Origin of the sequence: Streptomyces sp. NPDC057280 (assembly GCF_042668605.1) — a bacterium.
In the GTDB taxonomy this organism is placed as follows: Bacteria; Actinomycetota; Actinomycetes; order Streptomycetales; family Streptomycetaceae; genus Streptomyces.
Window position 1 is genome coordinate 757,159 of sequence record NZ_JBHUYR010000004.1, and the last position, 16,325, is coordinate 773,483.

16 protein-coding genes are annotated in these 16,325 nt (G+C 71.6%); 8 read left to right on the forward strand and 8 right to left on the reverse strand.

Annotated features, from left to right (window positions below):
• Nucleotides 1-99: 99 nt before the first annotated feature.
• Nucleotides 100-894: a VOC family protein gene (locus ACFUO4_RS27295; protein WP_383489578.1), complete on the forward strand. Its 795-nt coding sequence runs from the start codon at nt 100-102 to the stop codon at nt 892-894.
• A 57-nt stretch (nt 895-951) separates the two neighbouring features.
• On the forward strand, nt 952-1,650 hold the full coding sequence (locus ACFUO4_RS27300) for a ribonuclease H (protein ID WP_079311851.1): 699 nt from the start codon (nt 952-954) through the stop codon (nt 1,648-1,650).
• Here the strand turns inward: ACFUO4_RS27300 and ACFUO4_RS27305 are convergent, their stop codons facing one another.
• A complete protein-coding gene (locus tag ACFUO4_RS27305; protein WP_383489580.1) occupies nt 1,651-2,475 on the reverse strand; it encodes a tyrosinase family protein in 825 nt (274 codons plus the stop codon).
• Between the two features lie 31 nt (nt 2,476-2,506).
• Complete coding sequence (locus tag ACFUO4_RS27310) at nt 2,507-2,857, reverse strand: tyrosinase cofactor (protein ID WP_079311852.1); 351 nt, start codon at nt 2,855-2,857, stop codon at nt 2,507-2,509.
• Nucleotides 2,858-3,171: 314 nt separating this feature from the next.
• On the opposite strand from ACFUO4_RS27310, the gene ACFUO4_RS27315 reads away from it, so the two are divergent.
• The 3 genes from ACFUO4_RS27315 to ACFUO4_RS27325 all read left to right on the forward strand — a co-directional run bounded on the left by ACFUO4_RS27315 (nt 3,172) and on the right by ACFUO4_RS27325 (nt 6,528).
• Nucleotides 3,172-4,386 carry an FAD-dependent monooxygenase gene (locus tag ACFUO4_RS27315; protein WP_383489583.1) on the forward strand — a complete coding sequence of 405 codons (1,215 nt, stop codon included), beginning with the start codon at nt 3,172-3,174 and terminating at the stop codon, nt 4,384-4,386.
• A 91-nt stretch (nt 4,387-4,477) separates the two neighbouring features.
• On the forward strand, nt 4,478-5,932 hold the full coding sequence (locus ACFUO4_RS27320; protein ID WP_383489586.1) for an MFS transporter: 1,455 nt from the start codon (nt 4,478-4,480) through the stop codon (nt 5,930-5,932).
• The gene (locus ACFUO4_RS27325) at nt 5,929-6,528 is read left to right on the forward strand and encodes a TetR family transcriptional regulator (RefSeq protein WP_383489589.1); all 600 of its coding nucleotides are present in this window, start codon (nt 5,929-5,931) and stop codon (nt 6,526-6,528) included. The genes ACFUO4_RS27320 and ACFUO4_RS27325 overlap by 4 nt, the downstream gene beginning before the upstream one ends.
• Here the strand turns inward: ACFUO4_RS27325 and ACFUO4_RS27330 are convergent.
• Entirely contained in the window at nt 6,525-8,204 is a 1,680-nt protein-coding gene (locus ACFUO4_RS27330) for a cholesterol oxidase substrate-binding domain-containing protein (protein WP_383489592.1), read from the reverse strand. The genes ACFUO4_RS27325 and ACFUO4_RS27330 overlap by 4 nt on opposite strands.
• A gap of 137 nt (nt 8,205-8,341) precedes the next feature.
• Here ACFUO4_RS27330 and ACFUO4_RS27335 point away from each other — a divergent pair, with 137 nt between their 5' ends.
• Together ACFUO4_RS27335 and ACFUO4_RS27340 are read left to right on the forward strand one after the other, a co-directional pair.
• Nucleotides 8,342-9,325 (forward strand): aldo/keto reductase, encoded by a 984-nt coding sequence (locus ACFUO4_RS27335; protein ID WP_383489595.1) that lies wholly within the window; start codon nt 8,342-8,344, stop codon nt 9,323-9,325.
• A gap of 60 nt (nt 9,326-9,385) precedes the next feature.
• Nucleotides 9,386-9,874 carry a DUF6328 family protein gene (locus ACFUO4_RS27340; RefSeq protein WP_079311856.1) on the forward strand — a complete coding sequence of 163 codons (489 nt, stop codon included), beginning with the start codon at nt 9,386-9,388 and terminating at the stop codon, nt 9,872-9,874.
• Here the strand turns inward: ACFUO4_RS27340 and ACFUO4_RS27345 are convergent.
• The 4 genes from ACFUO4_RS27345 to ACFUO4_RS27360 all read right to left on the reverse strand — a co-directional run bounded on the left by ACFUO4_RS27345 (nt 9,795) and on the right by ACFUO4_RS27360 (nt 13,163).
• Entirely contained in the window at nt 9,795-10,487 is a 693-nt protein-coding gene (locus ACFUO4_RS27345) for a DUF2238 domain-containing protein (RefSeq protein ID WP_383489598.1), read from the reverse strand. The two genes, ACFUO4_RS27340 and ACFUO4_RS27345, sit on opposite strands and share 80 nt — an antisense overlap.
• A gap of 64 nt (nt 10,488-10,551) precedes the next feature.
• Entirely contained in the window at nt 10,552-10,986 is a 435-nt protein-coding gene (locus ACFUO4_RS27350) for an SsgA family sporulation/cell division regulator (RefSeq protein WP_383489601.1), read from the reverse strand.
• Nucleotides 10,987-11,048: 62 nt separating this feature from the next.
• Nucleotides 11,049-12,092 (reverse strand): hypothetical protein, encoded by a 1,044-nt coding sequence (locus ACFUO4_RS27355; protein WP_383489604.1) that lies wholly within the window; start codon nt 12,090-12,092, stop codon nt 11,049-11,051.
• Nucleotides 12,093-12,188: 96 nt separating this feature from the next.
• A complete protein-coding gene (locus tag ACFUO4_RS27360) occupies nt 12,189-13,163 on the reverse strand; it encodes an LLM class F420-dependent oxidoreductase (RefSeq protein WP_383489607.1) in 975 nt (324 codons plus the stop codon).
• Between the two features lie 84 nt (nt 13,164-13,247).
• On the opposite strand from ACFUO4_RS27360, the gene ACFUO4_RS27365 reads away from it, so the two are divergent.
• Nucleotides 13,248-14,651, forward strand: coding sequence for a serine hydrolase domain-containing protein (locus ACFUO4_RS27365; protein WP_383489610.1), 1,404 nt, complete (start codon nt 13,248-13,250; stop codon nt 14,649-14,651).
• Here the strand turns inward: ACFUO4_RS27365 and ACFUO4_RS27370 are convergent.
• Nucleotides 14,643-16,259 (reverse strand): serine/threonine protein kinase, encoded by a 1,617-nt coding sequence (locus tag ACFUO4_RS27370; RefSeq protein ID WP_383489612.1) that lies wholly within the window; start codon nt 16,257-16,259, stop codon nt 14,643-14,645. The genes ACFUO4_RS27365 and ACFUO4_RS27370 overlap by 9 nt on opposite strands.
• Nucleotides 16,260-16,325: the final 66 nt, after the last annotated feature.

A 16,325-nucleotide genomic window follows, 5' to 3' on the forward strand; every position in this document is an offset into this window, starting at 1 on the left:
ACCGGCTGAAACGGGCCGAACCGTTCAGCGCGCGCCCCGGCGGTCGCGTGGCTAGCGTGAGAAACCGGACCACCCACCGAACCGGAGAGGGCCGCAGTCATGGCCGTACAACCTGAGGGAACCCCCTGTTGGGCCGACGCGATGTTCAGTGACGTGGAGGGAGCGAAAGCCTTCTACGGTGACGTCCTCGGCTGGACCTTCGGCGAGGCGTCGTCGGAGTACGGCAACTACACACAGGCCTACGCGGACGGCAAGGCCGTCGCCGCCGTCGTGCCGCCCATGCCGGGGCAGGAGGGCCAGTCGCAGTGGTGCCTGTACTTCGCGAGCCCGGACGCGGCCACGACCGCGGCCAGGATCCGTGACCACGGCGGCGAGGTCCTGATGGAGCCCATGGCGGTCGGCGACTTCGGCACGATGTGCCTGGGCCGCGACCCGGGCGGCGCCGTCTTCGGCGTCTGGCAGGCCGGTGTCCACGAGGGCTTCGAGGCCGTCGGCACCCCCGGCGCGTACGCCTGGGCGGAGATCTTCACGCGCGACCCCGAGAAGGTGGACGCGTTCTTCCCGGCCGTCTTCCCGTACGCCGTCAAGCAGATCGAGGACGACGCGATGGACTTCCGCATGTTCGACGTCGGCGAGAACACGGTCCTCGGCCGGATGAGGATGACGGACGAGTTCCCGCCGGAGGTCCCCTCGTACGTCAACGTCTACTTCGCCGTCGCGGACTGCGACGACGCCGTCGCCAAGGCCACCAAGCTCGGCGGCACCCTCCGCTTCGGTCCGATGGACAGCCCCTTCGGCCGGTTCGCCGCCCTCAGCGACCCGCAGGGCGCGAGCTTCTCGGTGATCGACATGTCGACGACCCAGGGCGAGATGCCGAAGATCAGCGAGGTGTGAGGACCGCGAGCCCTCAGGGCCGAAACCCGGTGACCGGGTGCCCCGGCCGACCGTGGCATGATCGGTCGCATGCGTGAACGTGTGGTGGCCGCGTGCGACGGTGCATCGAAGGGAAACCCCGGACCGGCCGGCTGGGCCTGGGTCGTCGCCGACGAGGGGGAGACTCCGGCCCGCTGGGAGGCGGGGCCGCTCGGCAGGGCCACGAACAACGTCGCGGAACTGACCGCGCTGGAACGCCTGTTGACCGCGGTCGCCCCGGACGTACCGCTGGAGATCCGGATGGACTCCCAGTACGCGATGAAGGCCGTCACCACCTGGCTGCCCGGCTGGAAGCGCAACGGCTGGAAGACGGCCGCGGGCAAGCCGGTCGCCAACCAGGAGCTGGTCGTCCGCATCGACGAACTCCTCGACGGCCGCACGGTCGACTTCCGCTACGTCCCCGCCCACCAGGTCGACGGCGACCGCCTCAACGACTTCGCGGACCGCGCCGCCAGCCAGGCCGCCACCGTCCAGGAGCCCGCGGGCAGCGACCAGGGGTCGCCCGAGCCGCCGCCCTCCCCGGACACCCCGAAGACCTCCCGCCCCGCCAAGGCCAGGTCGCCCCGGCGAAGCGGTGGTCAGGGCTCCTCGTCCCGCACCATCAAGGCGAAGTTCCCCGGCCGCTGCATGTGCGGCCGCTCCTACGCGGCGGGCGCGGACATCGCCAAGAACGACCAGGGCTGGGGTCACCCGGAGTGCCGTACGGCAGGGGCCTGATCAGTCGGTGTCGAAGGTGTAGTACGCCCGGTGGTCCAGCAGATCCGCCGGGCGCACGTCGTTCCACGGCTTCATCGTCTCGCCCAGGTCGACCACGTCCGGCGTCCCGGCGGCCGGCAGGTACCCCGAGTCCGGGTGCCGGCGCTGCCACTCGGCCCACAGCTTGTCGACGTAGGCGTGGTGCAGCCAGAACACCGGGTCGTTGGGGGAGACCCCGGTCGCCATCTGGCCGCCGACCCAGACATGGACCCGGTTGTGCAGATTGACCCCGCGCCAGCCCTCCAGGTGGTTGCGGAAGCCGTCCGACGCGCTGTTCCAGGGCGCCATGTCGTACGTCGCCATCGCCAGCACCGAGTCGACCTCCGCCCTCGTCGGCAGCTCGCGCACGGAGGTGCCGAGCGAGCGGCGCAGGAACGTACGGCCGTCCACCCGCACGGATATGGGCCAGTTGCCCGCCGCCGCGGCGAACGGGCCGTCCATCACCTGGCCGTCCCGGCTCCGCCCGGTGCCGCCGAGGAAGTCCGGCGCCCACAGCGAGGCGCGCGGGGAGCGGTCGGTCGACCAGTCCCAGTACGGCAGCGCGACGGACGCGTCCACCGACTGCAGCGCCCGCTCGAACTCCAGGAGGTATCTGCGGTGCCAGGGCAGGAACGACGGTGAACGATGGCCCGTACGCTCGCTGTTGTCGGTGTCGGACATGATGAACGCGTTGTGCGTGGTGACGAAGGCGTCGTAGCGGCCGCTGCGCTTCAGCTCCAGGACGGCGGCGACGAACCGCCGCTTCTCGTCGGCGGTCAGGTTCGCCTGGTTCTTGCGGACGGTCATGTGCGGTGCTCCAAAACGGTTACGGAGAAGGTCAGTTGGCCGGGAACGGGAGAAGCCGCGCGCCCTGCAGCTCGTCGACCGCGGCGCGTGCGGCGGCCCTCGGGGTCGGCACCGGGTCGTAGTGGCTGACGACGCTGATCCAGCTGCCGTCGGCGTTGCGCATCACGTGCAGTTCCACCCCGTCGATGAACACGGCGTATCCGGCGCCGTGGTGGTGACCGGCGCCCGACGCGGGCCGGCCCTGTATCCGGCGGCCCTTGTAGACCTCGTCGAAGGTGTCGGGGGAGTGGTGGTCATGGGCGGAGGCCGGCTGGGTGACGGCGACCGTGGCGGCGACGGCGGCCGCGGCCGCGAGGGCGTGACGCCGGGTCAGTTCGGGCACGGGATCGGTCCTTTCGGGTGGGTACGTCGGATGACCCCGTATCCCTATCGGTGCCGAAGGGGCAGCTGTGACCGGTTGGCTGAGATCCGGACAATTCCTCATATCCAGTACAAGCTTGAACGAAGATGATCTTGCCGCGGAACGTGAGGGCGGAGGCCCTGGAAGGGGAAATTCCGCCGCGCGGAGCCGCCTGGCAGGTGATCTTTTCCGGAGCGACGCCTCGCCGGTGACCTGCCTCACCCGCGGAAGCTGACGCAAAGCCCTGCTACCCTGCGTCGTCAAATGACCGCTCTGAGTGACTCCCAGGGGTGCGCGTGAAGGTCGCCTGTGTCGGCGGCGGGCCCGCCGGCCTGTATCTGTCGATCCTGCTCAAACTGCAGGACCCGTCCCACGACATCACCGTCTACGAACGCAACCCCGAGGGTTCGACGTACGGCTGGGGCGTCACCTACTGGCGCGGACTGCTCGACAAGCTGCACGCGCACGACCCCGAGTCGGCCCGTGCCGTCGAGGAGCACTCCGTCCGCTGGAACCACGGCGTCGCCCACGTCCGGGACCTCGCGACCCGCCAGGACGGCGACGAGGGCCACGGCATCGGCCGCCACCGCCTCCTGGAACTCCTCGCCGCCCGCGCCCGCTCGCTCGACGTCCGCCTGGAGTTCGAGCACGGCATCACCCCGGAGAACCTGCCCGACGCCGACCTCGTCGTCGCCGGCGACGGCGTCCACAGCGCGCTGCGCACCGCCCACGCCGCGCACTTCGGCACCGAGGTCAAGGCGGGCCGCAACCACTACATCTGGCTCGGCACCACCAAGGTCTTCGACGCCTTCACCTTCGCCTTCGTCGAGACCGACCACGGCTGGATCTGGTGCTACGGCTACGGCTTCGGCCCCGACCGCAGCACCTGCGTCATCGAATGCGCCCCCGAGACCTGGACCGGCCTCGGCCTCGACCGGGCCGACGAGGGCGAGGGCCTGGCCCTGCTGGAGAAGCTCTTCGCCGGCATCCTGGACGGGCGCGCCCTCATCGGCCGCTCCTCGGCCGACGGCAGCGCCCAGTGGCTGAACTTCCGCACCCTGACCAACCGCACCTGGTCGCACGGCAACCTCGTCCTGATGGGCGACGCCGCCCACACCACGCACTACTCCATCGGCGCCGGGACGACCCTCGCCCTGGAGGACGCCATGGCCCTGGCGGAGGCGCTGCGCGAACACGCCGCGCTCCCTGAGGCGCTCACCCGCTACGAACAGCGGCGCAAGGCGGAACTCCTCTCCGTCCAGAGCGCCGCCCGCTACAGCGCCCAGTGGTACGAGAACCTCCCGCGCTACATCGGCCTGCCCCCGCAGCAGATGTTCGCCCTGCTCGGCCAGCGCCACTCCCCGCTGCTGCCTTACGTCCCGCCCCAGCTGTACTACCGCATCGACCGGGCCGCAGGACAGCTGGAAGTGCTGCGCCGCTTCAAGCGCTGGTTGGGGCCGAAGATCGCGCGGAACGTGCACGCACGGGCACTGAGCTCCCGCAAGGACTGAGTGATCGTCGGGACAATCGCTAGGTGAATGGCTATTCACCGAGTATGGTGAATAGCCATTCACCTCTTTTTCCTGTCCTTGTGGAGTGCCGATGGACGGACCCGCTCCGATATCCCGCCCGCTGCGGGACCGACTGACGGTCCCGGTGCTGGCCTACGGCGGCATCCTCATGGCCGTCATGCAGACCGTGGTCGTCCCGCTGCTGCCGGACCTGCCGCGGCTGACCGGCGCCTCGCCCGGCACCGTCTCCTGGATGGTCACCGCGACCCTGCTGTCCGGCGCCGTCCTCACCCCGGTCCTCGGCCGGGCCGGGGACATGTACGGCAAACGCCGGGTCCTCATGGCGGCGCTCGCACTGATGACCGTCGGCTCCGTGCTGTGCGCCCTGTCCTCCGACATCCGGGTGCTCATCGCCGCCCGCGCCCTGTCCGGCGCCGCCTCCGCCGTCGTGCCGCTGTCCATCAGCATCCTGCGCGACGAACTCCCGCCGGCCCGGCGGGGGCACGCCGTCGCGCTGATGAGCTCGACCGTCGGCATCGGCGCGGCGCTGGGGCTGCCGCTCGCGGCGGTGATCGTGCAATACGCGAACTGGCACGCCATGTTCTGGGTGACCGCCGTTCTCGGCGCCGTGGGCGTCGGAGCGGTGTGGTGGGCGGTGCGGGAGTCGCCGGTGCGCGAGCCGGGCCGGTTCGACGTGCCGGGCACGCTGGGGCTGGCGACCGGCCTGGTGTGTCTGCTGCTCGGGGTCTCGCAGGGCGGACAGTGGGGGTGGGCAAGTGCCCGGATCGTCGGGCTCTTCGCGGCCGCGGTCACCGTCCTCGCCCTGTGGTGGTGGCAGCAGCTGCGGGCCGAACGGCCGCTGGTCGACCTGCGGTTGGTGTCCCGGCCGCGCGTCGGGCTGTCGCACGTGGCCGCGCTGCTGACCGGGTTCGCGTTCTACGCCAACTCGCTCGTCACGGCCCAGCTGGTGCAGGCGCCCGAGGCCACCGGATACGGTCTCGGTCTGTCGATCGTGCAGACCGGTCTGGTGCTGCTGCCGAGCGGCTTCATCATGCTGCTGCTCTCGCCCCTCTCCGCCCGGATCTCGGCGGCCCGCGGCCCCCGCGTCACCCTGGCCCTGGGCGCCGCGGTCATCGCGGCGGGGTACGCGGTGCGCATCGCAGACAGCCGCGACCTGTGGATGATCATGGTGGGCGCGGCGATCGTCGGCACCGGCACCACACTCGCGTACTCGGCGCTGCCGACGCTGATCCTGCACGCCGTACCGGCCGGCCAGACCGCCTCCGCCAACGGCGTCAACGTCCTCATGCGCACGATCGGCCAGGCCGTGTCGAGCGCCGCCGTCGCCGCGGTGCTGGTCCGGCACACCAGCCCGGTCGCCGGTCTGCCGGTGCCCACCCTGGACGGCTATCTGCTGGCCTTCGGTATCGCGGGCGCGATCGCTCTGGCGGGCAGCGCCGTCGCGCTCTGCATCCCCGGCGACCCCGGGACGGGCGGCACACGTCGGGCCCGGGAGCCCCGCGAGGAGGTGATGGAGGGAGCATGAGAGCCGTGAGCACTCCACCCACCGCCTCCGACCCCGCACCCGCACGCCGGGACGCCGAGGCCACCAAGGCGGCGATCCTCAGATCGGCCCGCTACCTCCTGGCCCGGCACGCCCACACCGACATCACCCTCAAGGACGTCGCCGAACGCGCCGGGGTCAGCCCGCCGTTGATCCTCAAGTACTTCGGCAACAAGGACACCCTCTTCGCCCGCGTCATGTCCTTCGAGACCGACGCGGCGGCGCTGCTCGACGCCCCGCTGCCCGAACTGGGCCGGCACATGGTGCGACACGTCCTGGAGAGCCAGAGCGAACGCGGCGCCGACCCCCTGCTGCGGATCGCGTTCGCGCCCCTGCACGGCGAGCAGGGCGACATCCTGCGCACCAACTTCCGCACCCAGGTGACCGAACACCTCGCCGCCCGCCTCACCGGCCCCGACACCGGCCTGCGCGCCGAACTCGCCGTCGGCACCCTGCTGGGCCTCGGCGTCATGTACGGCATAGCCCGCGGCCGGCATCTGAGGGCGAGCGCCGTCGAGGACATCGTCGACCGCTACGCCCCGCTGGTGCAGGTTCAGTTGACGCCACCCGCGGACTAGCCGAACAGCCGGTCCAGGAAGGCGTTCCCGAACACGCGATGCGGATCGAGCCGGTCAAGGATCCCGGCCGCCTGCCCCCAGGTCCCGTCCCCGAGCGACGCCGGCACCGCCGTGCCCAGCACCTCCTCGTCGTCCCACACCGCGTCCTCGGTGTAGGCCCACCCTTTGGACCACTCCACCCGGGTGAGGGAGTCCGTGCCGTCGTGCCTGTCCAGCAGGAACCGCTCGATCTCCCGCAGGAACCGCTCCGCGTACGGCGTCCCCGGCAGCGTCAGGATGTCCAGCCAGACCGCCGTGTCCCACTCCGGATGCCCGGCGTCGGGCCGCAGCGCGGACAGCAACGGGGCCCGGGCGCCCACGAGTTCGGCGTCCGCCGGATCGTCGAGGCCCGTCACCCGGATCTCCACCGAGCCGTTGACCGGGAACCGGCCGAGCGCGGAGTACACGGCAAGGCGCTCCCGGTAGAACGCGGTGAACTCGGCGACGACCCGCTGCACTTGGTCCCGCCGGGTCAGCACCGCGTAACCGTTGGCGTTGATCCGCAGCGTGGTCGGTTTCAGATAGAGCAGCGTGTTCTTGGACGGCCCCCACAGGTCGGCCGACAGCGTCGCCACCAGCCCGAGCGCGGCCGTGTCGTACTGCGCGTTCCCCAGCACGGGCGCCAGATACCAGGCCGCGTCCGACACCATCCGCCCGGCGATGTCCGCCACCAGGGTCGGGACGTTGTCGGAGAACGGGTAGTTGTACGGCGACGTCACGCGCCGGGAAGCGAGCGGCTTCGTCGGCTCGACGCTCCACACCTTCAGCCACGGGAACTCCGTGAACGCGAACCAGATGGCCTCCACCCGCCCCGCCTCGTCGAGGTAGCTCGCGAGGGTGCGTCCGCCCCCGCCGGGCGCGGCGAAGAGCTCGGCGGCCGGGATGTCCGTACGGCTCACACAGCGCAGGTTGCTGTTCGCGCCGACACGCAGCACCACTTCGGTGACGAGGGCCCGCCCGAGGTGGGTCAGCAGCGCGCCGGCGTCGGTCTCGTCGCGCGCGAAGGTCCGCAGCGCATAGGCGCCGCTGCTCTCGTCCCACACCACCGCTGTCACCGACAGCACCCGGTTGCTGAGCGAGCCGTACGTCTGCCCCGGCTGCCGCTCCTCGCCCCGCGCCGGTACGGCGGTGCCGTGCGCGTCGATCGCCAGGGCGCCGCCGAGTGTGAGGTCGCCGGGCGCGGGGGCGGCGGTGACCCCGAGGCCGTGCCCTTCGAGGAAGGTGAGCAGGGCCTCCAGGGTGACGCCGGCGCCGGCCCGCACGGCGTGCGACGACTCCAGGGCCAGGCCGGTCAGATGGGTGGCGGTGTCCACGAGGAGGACGGGGGCGTCCGCCGGCGTGTCCTCCGTGAGGGTCAGCGGGGACCAGCCGTGCGAGGAACCCCGGCCGCGGACTCTCCAGCCGTGGTGCCAGGCCCAGTTGACGACGGCGACGGCCTGCTCGCCGTCGGCCGGGGCGCAGGCCCACAGGCCGGCCGCGGTGATCTCGCCGACCCAGTTCCGGTACGCCGTGCGGTAGAGGCCGACGCCGGCGGGGAAGTCCGGCAGTTCCGCCGCGGCGGCCGCCGGATCGGCCGGCAGCAGGGTCAGGGCGGCTGCGCTGAGGAGAAAGCTCCTGCGGGTCCATGAGTCCGTCACGGGCTCAAGCTAGGCACTCGCTTGACAGAGAGCGCTTGCCCGTAGAAGTCATTCACTCATGCGAGTGAATCATTCACAGGCCCTGCCCTGGAGGGGCCCGTTCCGCGCACAGCCGTGACGGATGACAGACTGACGCCATGGACGAGCGCACTTTCGGCAGGTTGGGTCAGCAGGCATCCGTCGTCGGTCTCGGTACGTGGCAGCTGGGTGCCGACTGGGGAGACGTCGACGACAAGGAAGCCCTTTCGGTACTGGAGGCGGCGGCGGAGTCGGGAGTCACCTTCTTCGACACCGCCGACGTCTACGGCGACGGCCGCAGCGAGCAGACCATCGCGACGTTCCTGCGCAGCCGCCCCGATCTGCACGTGTTCGTGGCGACGAAGATGGGCCGCCGCGTCGAGCAGATCCCGGAGAACTACGTCCTCGACAACTTCCGCGCCTGGAACGACCGTTCCCGCCGCAACCTCGGCGTCGACCGCCTGGACCTGGTACAGCTGCACTGCCCGCCCACCCCCGTCTACTCGAGCGACGAGGTCTTCGACGCGCTCGACACCCTCGTCGCGGAGGAGCGCATCGCCGCGTACGGCGTCAGCGTGGAGACCTGCGAGGAGGCCCTCACCGCGATCGCCCGGCCGGGCGTGGCGAGCGTGCAGATCATCTTCAACGCCTTCCGCATGAAGCCGCTGCAGAAGGTTCTCCCCGCCGCCCAGCAGGCGGGCGTCGGCATCATCGCCCGGGTGCCGCTGGCCTCCGGTCTGCTGTCGGGCAAGTACACCAAGGACACCGTCTTCCCCGAGAACGACCACCGCACCTACAACCGGCACGGCGAGTCCTTCGACGTCGGCGAGACCTTCTCCGGAGTCGACTACACCACCGGCGTGGAGGCCGCCGCCGAGTTCTCCGCCCTCGCCCCCGAGGGCTGCACCCCGGCCCAGCTCGCACTGCGCTGGATCATCCAGCAGCCCGGTGTCACCACCGTCATCCCCGGCGCCCGCAACCCGGAGCAGGCCCGCGCCAACGCGGCCGCCGCCGCGCTGCCGGAGCTGTCCGCCGAGACACTCGCCGCGATCCAGGACATCTACGACCGGCGGATCAAGGACCAGGTCGAGAGCCGCTGGTAGCCCGTCGGCGGGGAGTGGCCCGGCTGTTTGAACGATCAGACACCGGGTTACCCGTCCCGCATGGCGCAGGCAACGGAGAGGCGTACGGGCCGTGACGAGACCGAGGACGAGCGAGCCGACCGCATGTGGGGCGAGCTCATGCAGGAGATCCGCGTCGCCCAGATGGGCGTGCAGATCCTGTTCGGCTTCCTGCTGACCGTGGTGTTCACCCCGAAGTACGCCACCCTCGGCGACACCGAGGAGACCATCTACATCGTCACGGTCGTGCTCGGTGCCACCGCCACCGGCGCCCTCATCGGGCCGGTCTCGCTGCACCGCCTGGTCTCCGGGCGGCGCATCAAACCACGGGCGGTGGAGTGGGCCTCGCGGCTGACCTTCATCGGCCTGGTGCTGCTTCTCGTCACCACCGCCTCCTCGTTGCTGCTGATCCTCCGTGTCGCCACTCACGACGCGTTCGTGCCGTATCTGGTCACCGCGGTAGTGGCGTGGTACCTCGTGTGCTGGTTCGTCGTCCCGCTGTGGGTGCGGCGCCGCTATACGACGAGGTGACCTCCAGAGCCGCCAGCTGCCGGTCGTGCAGGCGGCTGAGCACCAGGACCGACACCGTGGCTCCGACGAGCGCGCAGAACATGTCCCACTGGGTGTCCCACACGTCCCCCTGCGTCGCGAGGAAGGCGTCCGCCGCCTGACCGCCGACCACCGCGGCCAGCCACTCCAGCATCTCGAACACGGCGCTGAAGGCGAGGCACGCGCACACCGTCAGCGGAGCCAGCCAACGGCTCCCGCGCAGCGGCGAGGTACGGCTGAGCAACTCCCGTACCAGTACGGCCGGTACGAAGCCCTGCATGAGGTGGCCGAAGCGGTCGTACGGATTGCGTTCCAGGCCCAGTTCGTCGCGCAGCCAGTTCCCGAGCGGCACCTGCGCGTAGGTGTAGTGGCCGCCCACCATCAGCACCACCGCGTGCACGGTCAGCAGGCAGCACAGCAGGCCGGTGAGCGGGAAGCGGCGCCAGGCCAGCACGATCAGCGGCAGCCCCACCAGCACCCACACGGTCTCCAGGAACCAGGTGGTGCGGTCCTTCGGGGCCCAGGCGGAGAGGACCATGCCCACGACCACGGCCCCCGCGAGGAGGACGGGCAGCGGGCGGCGGACTGCGGTCATGTTCAGGCTCCTTTTCGTCGAAGCCCCATCGTGCTGGCCCCGCGCCCGCCCGGCATGAGTACGGCTACTCAGCCCGGTCCTGTGCAAAGAGCTCGGCCAGGAACTCGTCGACCCCGGTCCGCTCGCTGCCCGGCGGGACCAGTTCCCGGGTTCTGCGCAGGAAGGTGGTCACCGCCGGGGCCCAGGCGAAGACCACGGCGTGATGCCGGCCGCCGTCGGGATGCGGGTCGCCGAGGAACTCCATGCGCAGCTCGTGCCCCATGCCCGTGGACACGGGGCGCATGCGCACGTCTCCCAGTCCGACGGGCTTGAGCAGTCCCTCGGCGAGCATGTCGCGGTCCAGCCGCCAGCGGGCCAGGACCCGGCCGTCATGGCTGAACACCGCCGTGACGGCGAACGGGTCGGAGGCCTCGTACGACAGGTGGGCGAGCACCGGGAAGCGGTGCGTGACGCCGGCCTGGAGCTGCACGACCAGGGACTTGTGCACGAGGGGGTTCACCTGAGGGCCTCCGGGGAGAACGGGCTTGGCCCCCTCTAGTACCCCCGTCGCGCACAAGATGCTCACTCCGGAGAGTGATTCCCGCGAGCTCCGCGCAACGCGGTGATGCAGGCGCCGATGGCCTGCTGCAGTTCCTCCAGCTGCTGGACCATGTCGTCCTCGTAGAAGTCCTGCGCGTCGTCGAAGGTCAGCTCCTCGAAGACCTTCGTCGCCCTCTGCAGGCTGCTGTAGAACTTCGTCCGCCGTTCCTGTACGCGCAGTTCGGGATCGGCCTCCACGGCCTCGACGACGAGGGTCTTCATGGTGTCGTAGGCCTCGGTGGCCCACTCGCCGGTGTCCTCGTCGTCCTCCAGCTCGTCGAGGAGCGAGAGGTGGCGCTCGGCCTCCTGGCGGAGGTCGGCCGGCGCGTCGACGGTCTGGCCGGCCGGGGTCTTGATCTGGCCGGACTCGGCGATCTGGCGGACGTAGCCGATCCGGTCGGCGGCGCGGCTCTCGGTGGCGACGGCCTTCTTCAGATCGTCGGTGCGCACGACGTCACGGGCCAGTTCGGACTGGAGCTCCGGGTCCTCGCGCACCCGGTCAAGGAGCGCCTGGCGGGCGGCGCGGGCGGTGGAGGGGTCGGCGAGGATCGCGGCCCGCAGGGCGGTCGGGTTCTCGGCGACCTCCAGCGCCTTCGTCGGCCGGATGCCCTCCGCCTCGGCGGCCTCGGCGATGGCGGCGCCGCGCTCGGAGGTGGCGCTGTTGCGGGAGACGTAGTAGCCGAGCCACACGTCGGCGTCCGGCAGCTCCACCTCCTGGCCCGGCATGAGCGCCTCGAAGTGCGGGACGAGACCGTCGTCGGCGGCCCGGTCCCACGCCTTGTAGTAGCGCATGACACGGTCGGCCGAGCAGCCGGCGAGTTCGGCGAACTCCTTCGCCGACACCTTCGGCGTCTCGTCCGCGCCCTGCCCGCCGGGCCGGACGCTGCGCGCCACCATCAGGCCGAAGGCCCATCCGCCGGTCCGCGCATAGACGCCGAACTCCCGGGCGTCCCGCGCCACGAGGTCGGACAGCGGCGCGGGGGACGTCTCGGCCGACGCCTCGGACGGATCGATCGCTAGGGTCACAGGTGTCTCTCCTGAGGAGGGGCTGACAGGACTGCACATGTGCAGACCGGCAGCCTATATGGACCCATTGGCGATGCTTTGGCAGGCCCTGTATGTCTAGCCGGCGAAGGCGTCACGGAGTGCCGGGAGCAGCGTCTTCTCCGCCCAGTCCAGGTACGCCGGCTGCGACTCGCCGCCGATCTGCACCAGGGCGATCTCCGTGAAACCGGCCTCCGCGTAAGGGCGTACGGCCTCGACGAAGTCGTCCGGGTCGTCGCCGCACGGGATCGACGCGGTGACGTCGTCCGGCGTCACGAACTGGGTGGCCGACTCGAACGCGTCGGGGTGCGGCAGCTCGGAGTTGACCTTCCAGCCGTTGCCGAACCAGCGGAACTGCGCGTGCGCCCGGTGCACGGCCGTCTCCCGGTCGGGGTCGTAGCAGACCGGCAACTGGCCCACGCGCGGCTTGCCCGTGCCGCCGTGCCGGTCGAAGGAGTCCAGCAGGCCCGCCTTCGGCTCCGTCGCGATCACCAGGTCGGCGAGCCGGCCCGCGAGTGCACAGGACTGCTCGCCGGAGACGGCCACGCCGATCGGCACCGGCTCGTCCGGCAGGTCCCACAGCCGGGCCGACTCCACGTCGAAGTGCGTGCCCCGCCGGTTCACATGACCGCCCGCGAAGAGCGCCCGGATGATCTCGACCGCCTCCTCGAGCATCTCGTGCCGCACGTCCACGGACGGCCAACCGCCGCCCACCACATGCTCGTTGAGATTCTCTCCCGAGCCGAGCCCCAGCCGGAACCGGCCCTGCGACAGCAACTGCAGCGTCGCCGCCTTCTGGGCCACGACCGCCGGGTGGTAGCGGAACGTCGGACACGTCACATAGGTCATCAGCGGAATGCGCGAGGTGGCCTGCGCGGCGGCGCCGAGCACACTCCACGCGTACGGCGAGTGACCCTGTGAGCGCAGCCACGGAAAGTAGTGGTCCGAGGTCACCGAGAAGTCGAACCCCACTTCTTCGGCGCGCACCACATGGTCGACCAGCTCGCGGGGCCCGGCCTGCTCGGTCATCATCGTGTATCCGATTTGCACCATAAGCCGCGAGTCCCCTGGCTGGGCCGGTGAAAACGGCCGACCGGCATCTGGATCATGGCGGGACCGCCGGGGGAGGATGCCCGCATGAGTGTTCGCCCGCTGCCCACGAGCACCCCGTCCGCCGAAGGCGTCGACGCGTCCGGCGTCCACGCCTTCCTCGACGCCCTGGAAGCCGCCCCCGACATCGAGCCGCACAGCCTGATGCTGCTGCGCCACGGCAGGCTCGTGGCCTCCGGCTGGTGGGCGCCGTACACCGCCGACCGCCCCCATCTGCTGTACTCGCTCAGCAAGAGCTTCACGGCGACGGCCGCCGCCTTCGCCGTGGCCGAGGGGCTGCTCCGGCTCGACGACACGGTGATCTCCTACTTCCCGGAGTTCGACGCCGACATCACCGACCCGCGCAGCCGCGCGATGCTCGTCCGGCATGTCGCGACGATGGCCAGCGGGCACGCGGCCGAGACCCATGAGCGGGCGCTGGCGGCGGACCCCGAGGAGCCGGTGCGCGGCTTCCTTCTGCTGCCGCCGGACGGCGACCCGGGCACGGTCTTCGCCTACAACCAGCCCACCACCTACACCCTCGCCGCGATCGTCCAGCGGGTCACCGGCCAGACCCTCACCGACTATCTGCGCCCGCGTCTGTTCGACCCGATCGGCATCGGTGAGGTGGCCTGGCGGACCGACCGGACCGGGCGCCAGCTCGGCTTCAGCGGACTGCACGCCACCACCGACGCGATCGCCCGCCTCGGGCAGCTCTACCTCCAGGACGGCGTGTGGGAGGGGGAGCGGCTGCTGCCCGCGGGGTGGGTCGAGGAGGCGACCCGGTCCCACATCGCGAGCGGGGACGAGACCTGGTCGGCGGACTGGCGGCAGGGGTACGGCTACCAGTTCTGGCTGTCCCGGCACGGCTATCGCGGCGACGGGGCGTACGGGCAGTACTGCCTCGTGCTGCCCGAGCAGGACGCCGTGATCGCGTTCACCGGGGCCACCGACCAGATGCAGGCCGTCCTCGACCTGGTCTGGCGGCATCTGCTCCCGGCGTTCGGGCGGGAAGCGCGGGACGCGGACGCCTCGCTGGCCGAGCGCCTGGCCGGGCTCGCGCTGCCGCCGGCCGCGGGCAAACCGGTCCCGCTGGAGGACGCCGTCACGTTCACGCCGTACGGCGGTGGCTGCGCGGGTCTTCCGAAGCTGACGGCCGTGGAGGTCGCCGCGGACGGCCGGCGGGTGACGTTCGTCGAGGACGGGCAGCGGCTGGAGCTGGGGTGCGGTGAGCCCGGCTGGACCGTCACCGAGGGCCCGGTACCGGCCGCGGTGAGCGGAGGCCGGACCGGCGAGGACACCCTCGTGCTCGACGTGGCGCTGCTGGAGACACCGCACCACGTCGACGTGACCTGCTCGCTCACGGACCGGACGTTCACCGCGACATGGCGCACGCAGCCGCTGCACAGCTCCCGCATCGGGGCGATGCGCGCACCCCGCGACTCAGTCTGACGGCACCCTGAAGGTCCGCAGGATCGTCTCCAGGGCCCTCTGGTTGGCGGCGTCGTCCCAGTCGGCCGCCGGGGTCGTCCAGCGCAGCGAGAACCCGCGGCCGCCGCCGATGAGGAAGCCCCGGCCCAGGGTCCGCACGCGGGTGCCGTCGACGGTGGCGAGCCACTCCATGTCGGCGGCCTCGCGGCCCTGGTACGTGGTCGCGCGGATCTCCCCGACGCGCTGGTAGTCGCCGTACTGCTTGAGCGACGGCTCGACGTCGTCCCGCCAGACGGCGACCGGGTCGTCGCCCACCCGAGTGCTGTAGGTGACGGCGAGGGTGCGGGGGTCGTCCTCGGCGCCGAGGACGACCCGGTAGGCCAGGTCGTCCTGCGTTCTCGTGCTCAGCACCTTCCAGCCCCGGGGGAGCGCGACGGAGAAGCCCTGAGGTGCGGTGTAGTGCTGGAACTCCGGGGTCGGGGACGGGGCCGCGCTGGTCGCTTCGGGGGTGGGGGTGGGCGTGGGGGTCGGAGGCGGCGTCGGGGTGGGGGTCGGGGTGGGGGTCGGCTTCACCGACGGCTGGGCCGGCTGTCCGCCGGGGGCCGAGGCCGTGGGTCTGACCGGTGGGGCGTCCGCCGCGGAGTTGTCGGAACCCGTGGGGAGCAGGCCGGTCGCGGCGAGAACCGCGGCCGTGACGGTGACGACGGCCAGCGCCGTGCCCGCGGCCATCATGCGCCGGTTCCGGCCCGGTCCGGCGGCGTAGAGGCGGCCCAGCCGGGAGGCGGGGGCCTCGGCCGACACGGCGTCCGGGTCGTCGCTCACGACGCGGGCGAGGGCCTCGCGGACGAGCTGACGGCTGAGCCGTTCCCGGGAGTTCTTCCGGAGCAGCCCCTGCACGGTCGGGGTGAGCGGTCCGGCCCGCACCGGGCCGCGCAGCGGCAGCCGGTCCACTCCCTTCAGCGTCGTCGACGGGCTGTCGCGGTCCAGGAAGGGGGGCCGGCCCTCGACCATGGTGTAGAGCATCGCGCCGAGCGCCCACAGGTCCGCGGCCGGACCGATCCGCTCGTCACGGGCCTGCTCCGGGGAGGCGTACGACGGTGCGCTGACCCGGGGGGCGAGGGTCGCCCCGGCCAGCCCGAAGCCCGTGACGACGAGGGGGCCGTCGTCCCGCACGAACACCTGGCCCGGACTGAGCTCGCCGTGGGTGATGCCCTCGCCGTGCCCGGCCTCCAGCACGTCGAGCAGTTCCAGGCCGATGCGGGCCGCGCGCGCGTGGTCGAACGTGCCCTGGCGTTCCAGGAGTTCGCCCAGCGGGGTGCCGTCGATCCACTCGGTGACGGTCCACAGGGTGCCGTACTCCTCGACGGCGTCGACGACCGCGGCGACCCGGCCCGGGCAGAGCCGGCCCATGGTCTGGGACATCCGCACGACCCGGGCGACGGCCCGCCGCGCGCCCTCCCCGTCGGGGTCGGGCGGCAGCCCGATCTGGGTGAGGAGACAGGGGCGGCCGGCCTCGACGTCCTCGCCGCGCCAGCAGACGCGGTTGGTCTCGCGGTGGAGGACGTCCAGGAGCCGGTACCGTCCGGCGACCAGCTCTTGTGTGGAGACGTGCGCCTCGCCCATGCTCATCCCTCGCTGAACCCCTGGCTCTCACCTTTCCCACAGGTACGAAGGGCGCGACCGGGTGCGTTCAGC

What these genes read in the sequence shown, in the direction of transcription:
- ACFUO4_RS27335 (WP_383489595.1), top strand. Translation starts at nt 8,342, where the DNA reads ATGGACGAGCGCACTTTCGGCAGGTTGGGTCAGCAGGCATCCGTCGTC.
- ACFUO4_RS27370 (WP_383489612.1), bottom strand. Translation starts at nt 16,259, where the DNA reads ATGAGCATGGGCGAGGCGCACGTCTCCACACAAGAGCTGGTCGCCGGA.
- ACFUO4_RS27305 (WP_383489580.1), bottom strand. Translation starts at nt 2,475, where the DNA reads ATGACCGTCCGCAAGAACCAGGCGAACCTGACCGCCGACGAGAAGCGG.
- ACFUO4_RS27300 (WP_079311851.1), top strand. Translation starts at nt 952, where the DNA reads ATGATCGGTCGCATGCGTGAACGTGTGGTGGCCGCGTGCGACGGTGCA.
- ACFUO4_RS27360 (WP_383489607.1), bottom strand. Translation starts at nt 13,163, where the DNA reads ATGGTGCAAATCGGATACACGATGATGACCGAGCAGGCCGGGCCCCGC.
- ACFUO4_RS27345 (WP_383489598.1), bottom strand. Translation starts at nt 10,487, where the DNA reads ATGACCGCAGTCCGCCGCCCGCTGCCCGTCCTCCTCGCGGGGGCCGTG.
- ACFUO4_RS27325 (WP_383489589.1), top strand. Translation starts at nt 5,929, where the DNA reads ATGAGAGCCGTGAGCACTCCACCCACCGCCTCCGACCCCGCACCCGCA.
- ACFUO4_RS27295 (WP_383489578.1), top strand. Translation starts at nt 100, where the DNA reads ATGGCCGTACAACCTGAGGGAACCCCCTGTTGGGCCGACGCGATGTTC.
- ACFUO4_RS27320 (WP_383489586.1), top strand. Translation starts at nt 4,478, where the DNA reads ATGGACGGACCCGCTCCGATATCCCGCCCGCTGCGGGACCGACTGACG.
- ACFUO4_RS27340 (WP_079311856.1), top strand. Translation starts at nt 9,386, where the DNA reads ATGGCGCAGGCAACGGAGAGGCGTACGGGCCGTGACGAGACCGAGGAC.
- ACFUO4_RS27365 (WP_383489610.1), top strand. Translation starts at nt 13,248, where the DNA reads ATGAGTGTTCGCCCGCTGCCCACGAGCACCCCGTCCGCCGAAGGCGTC.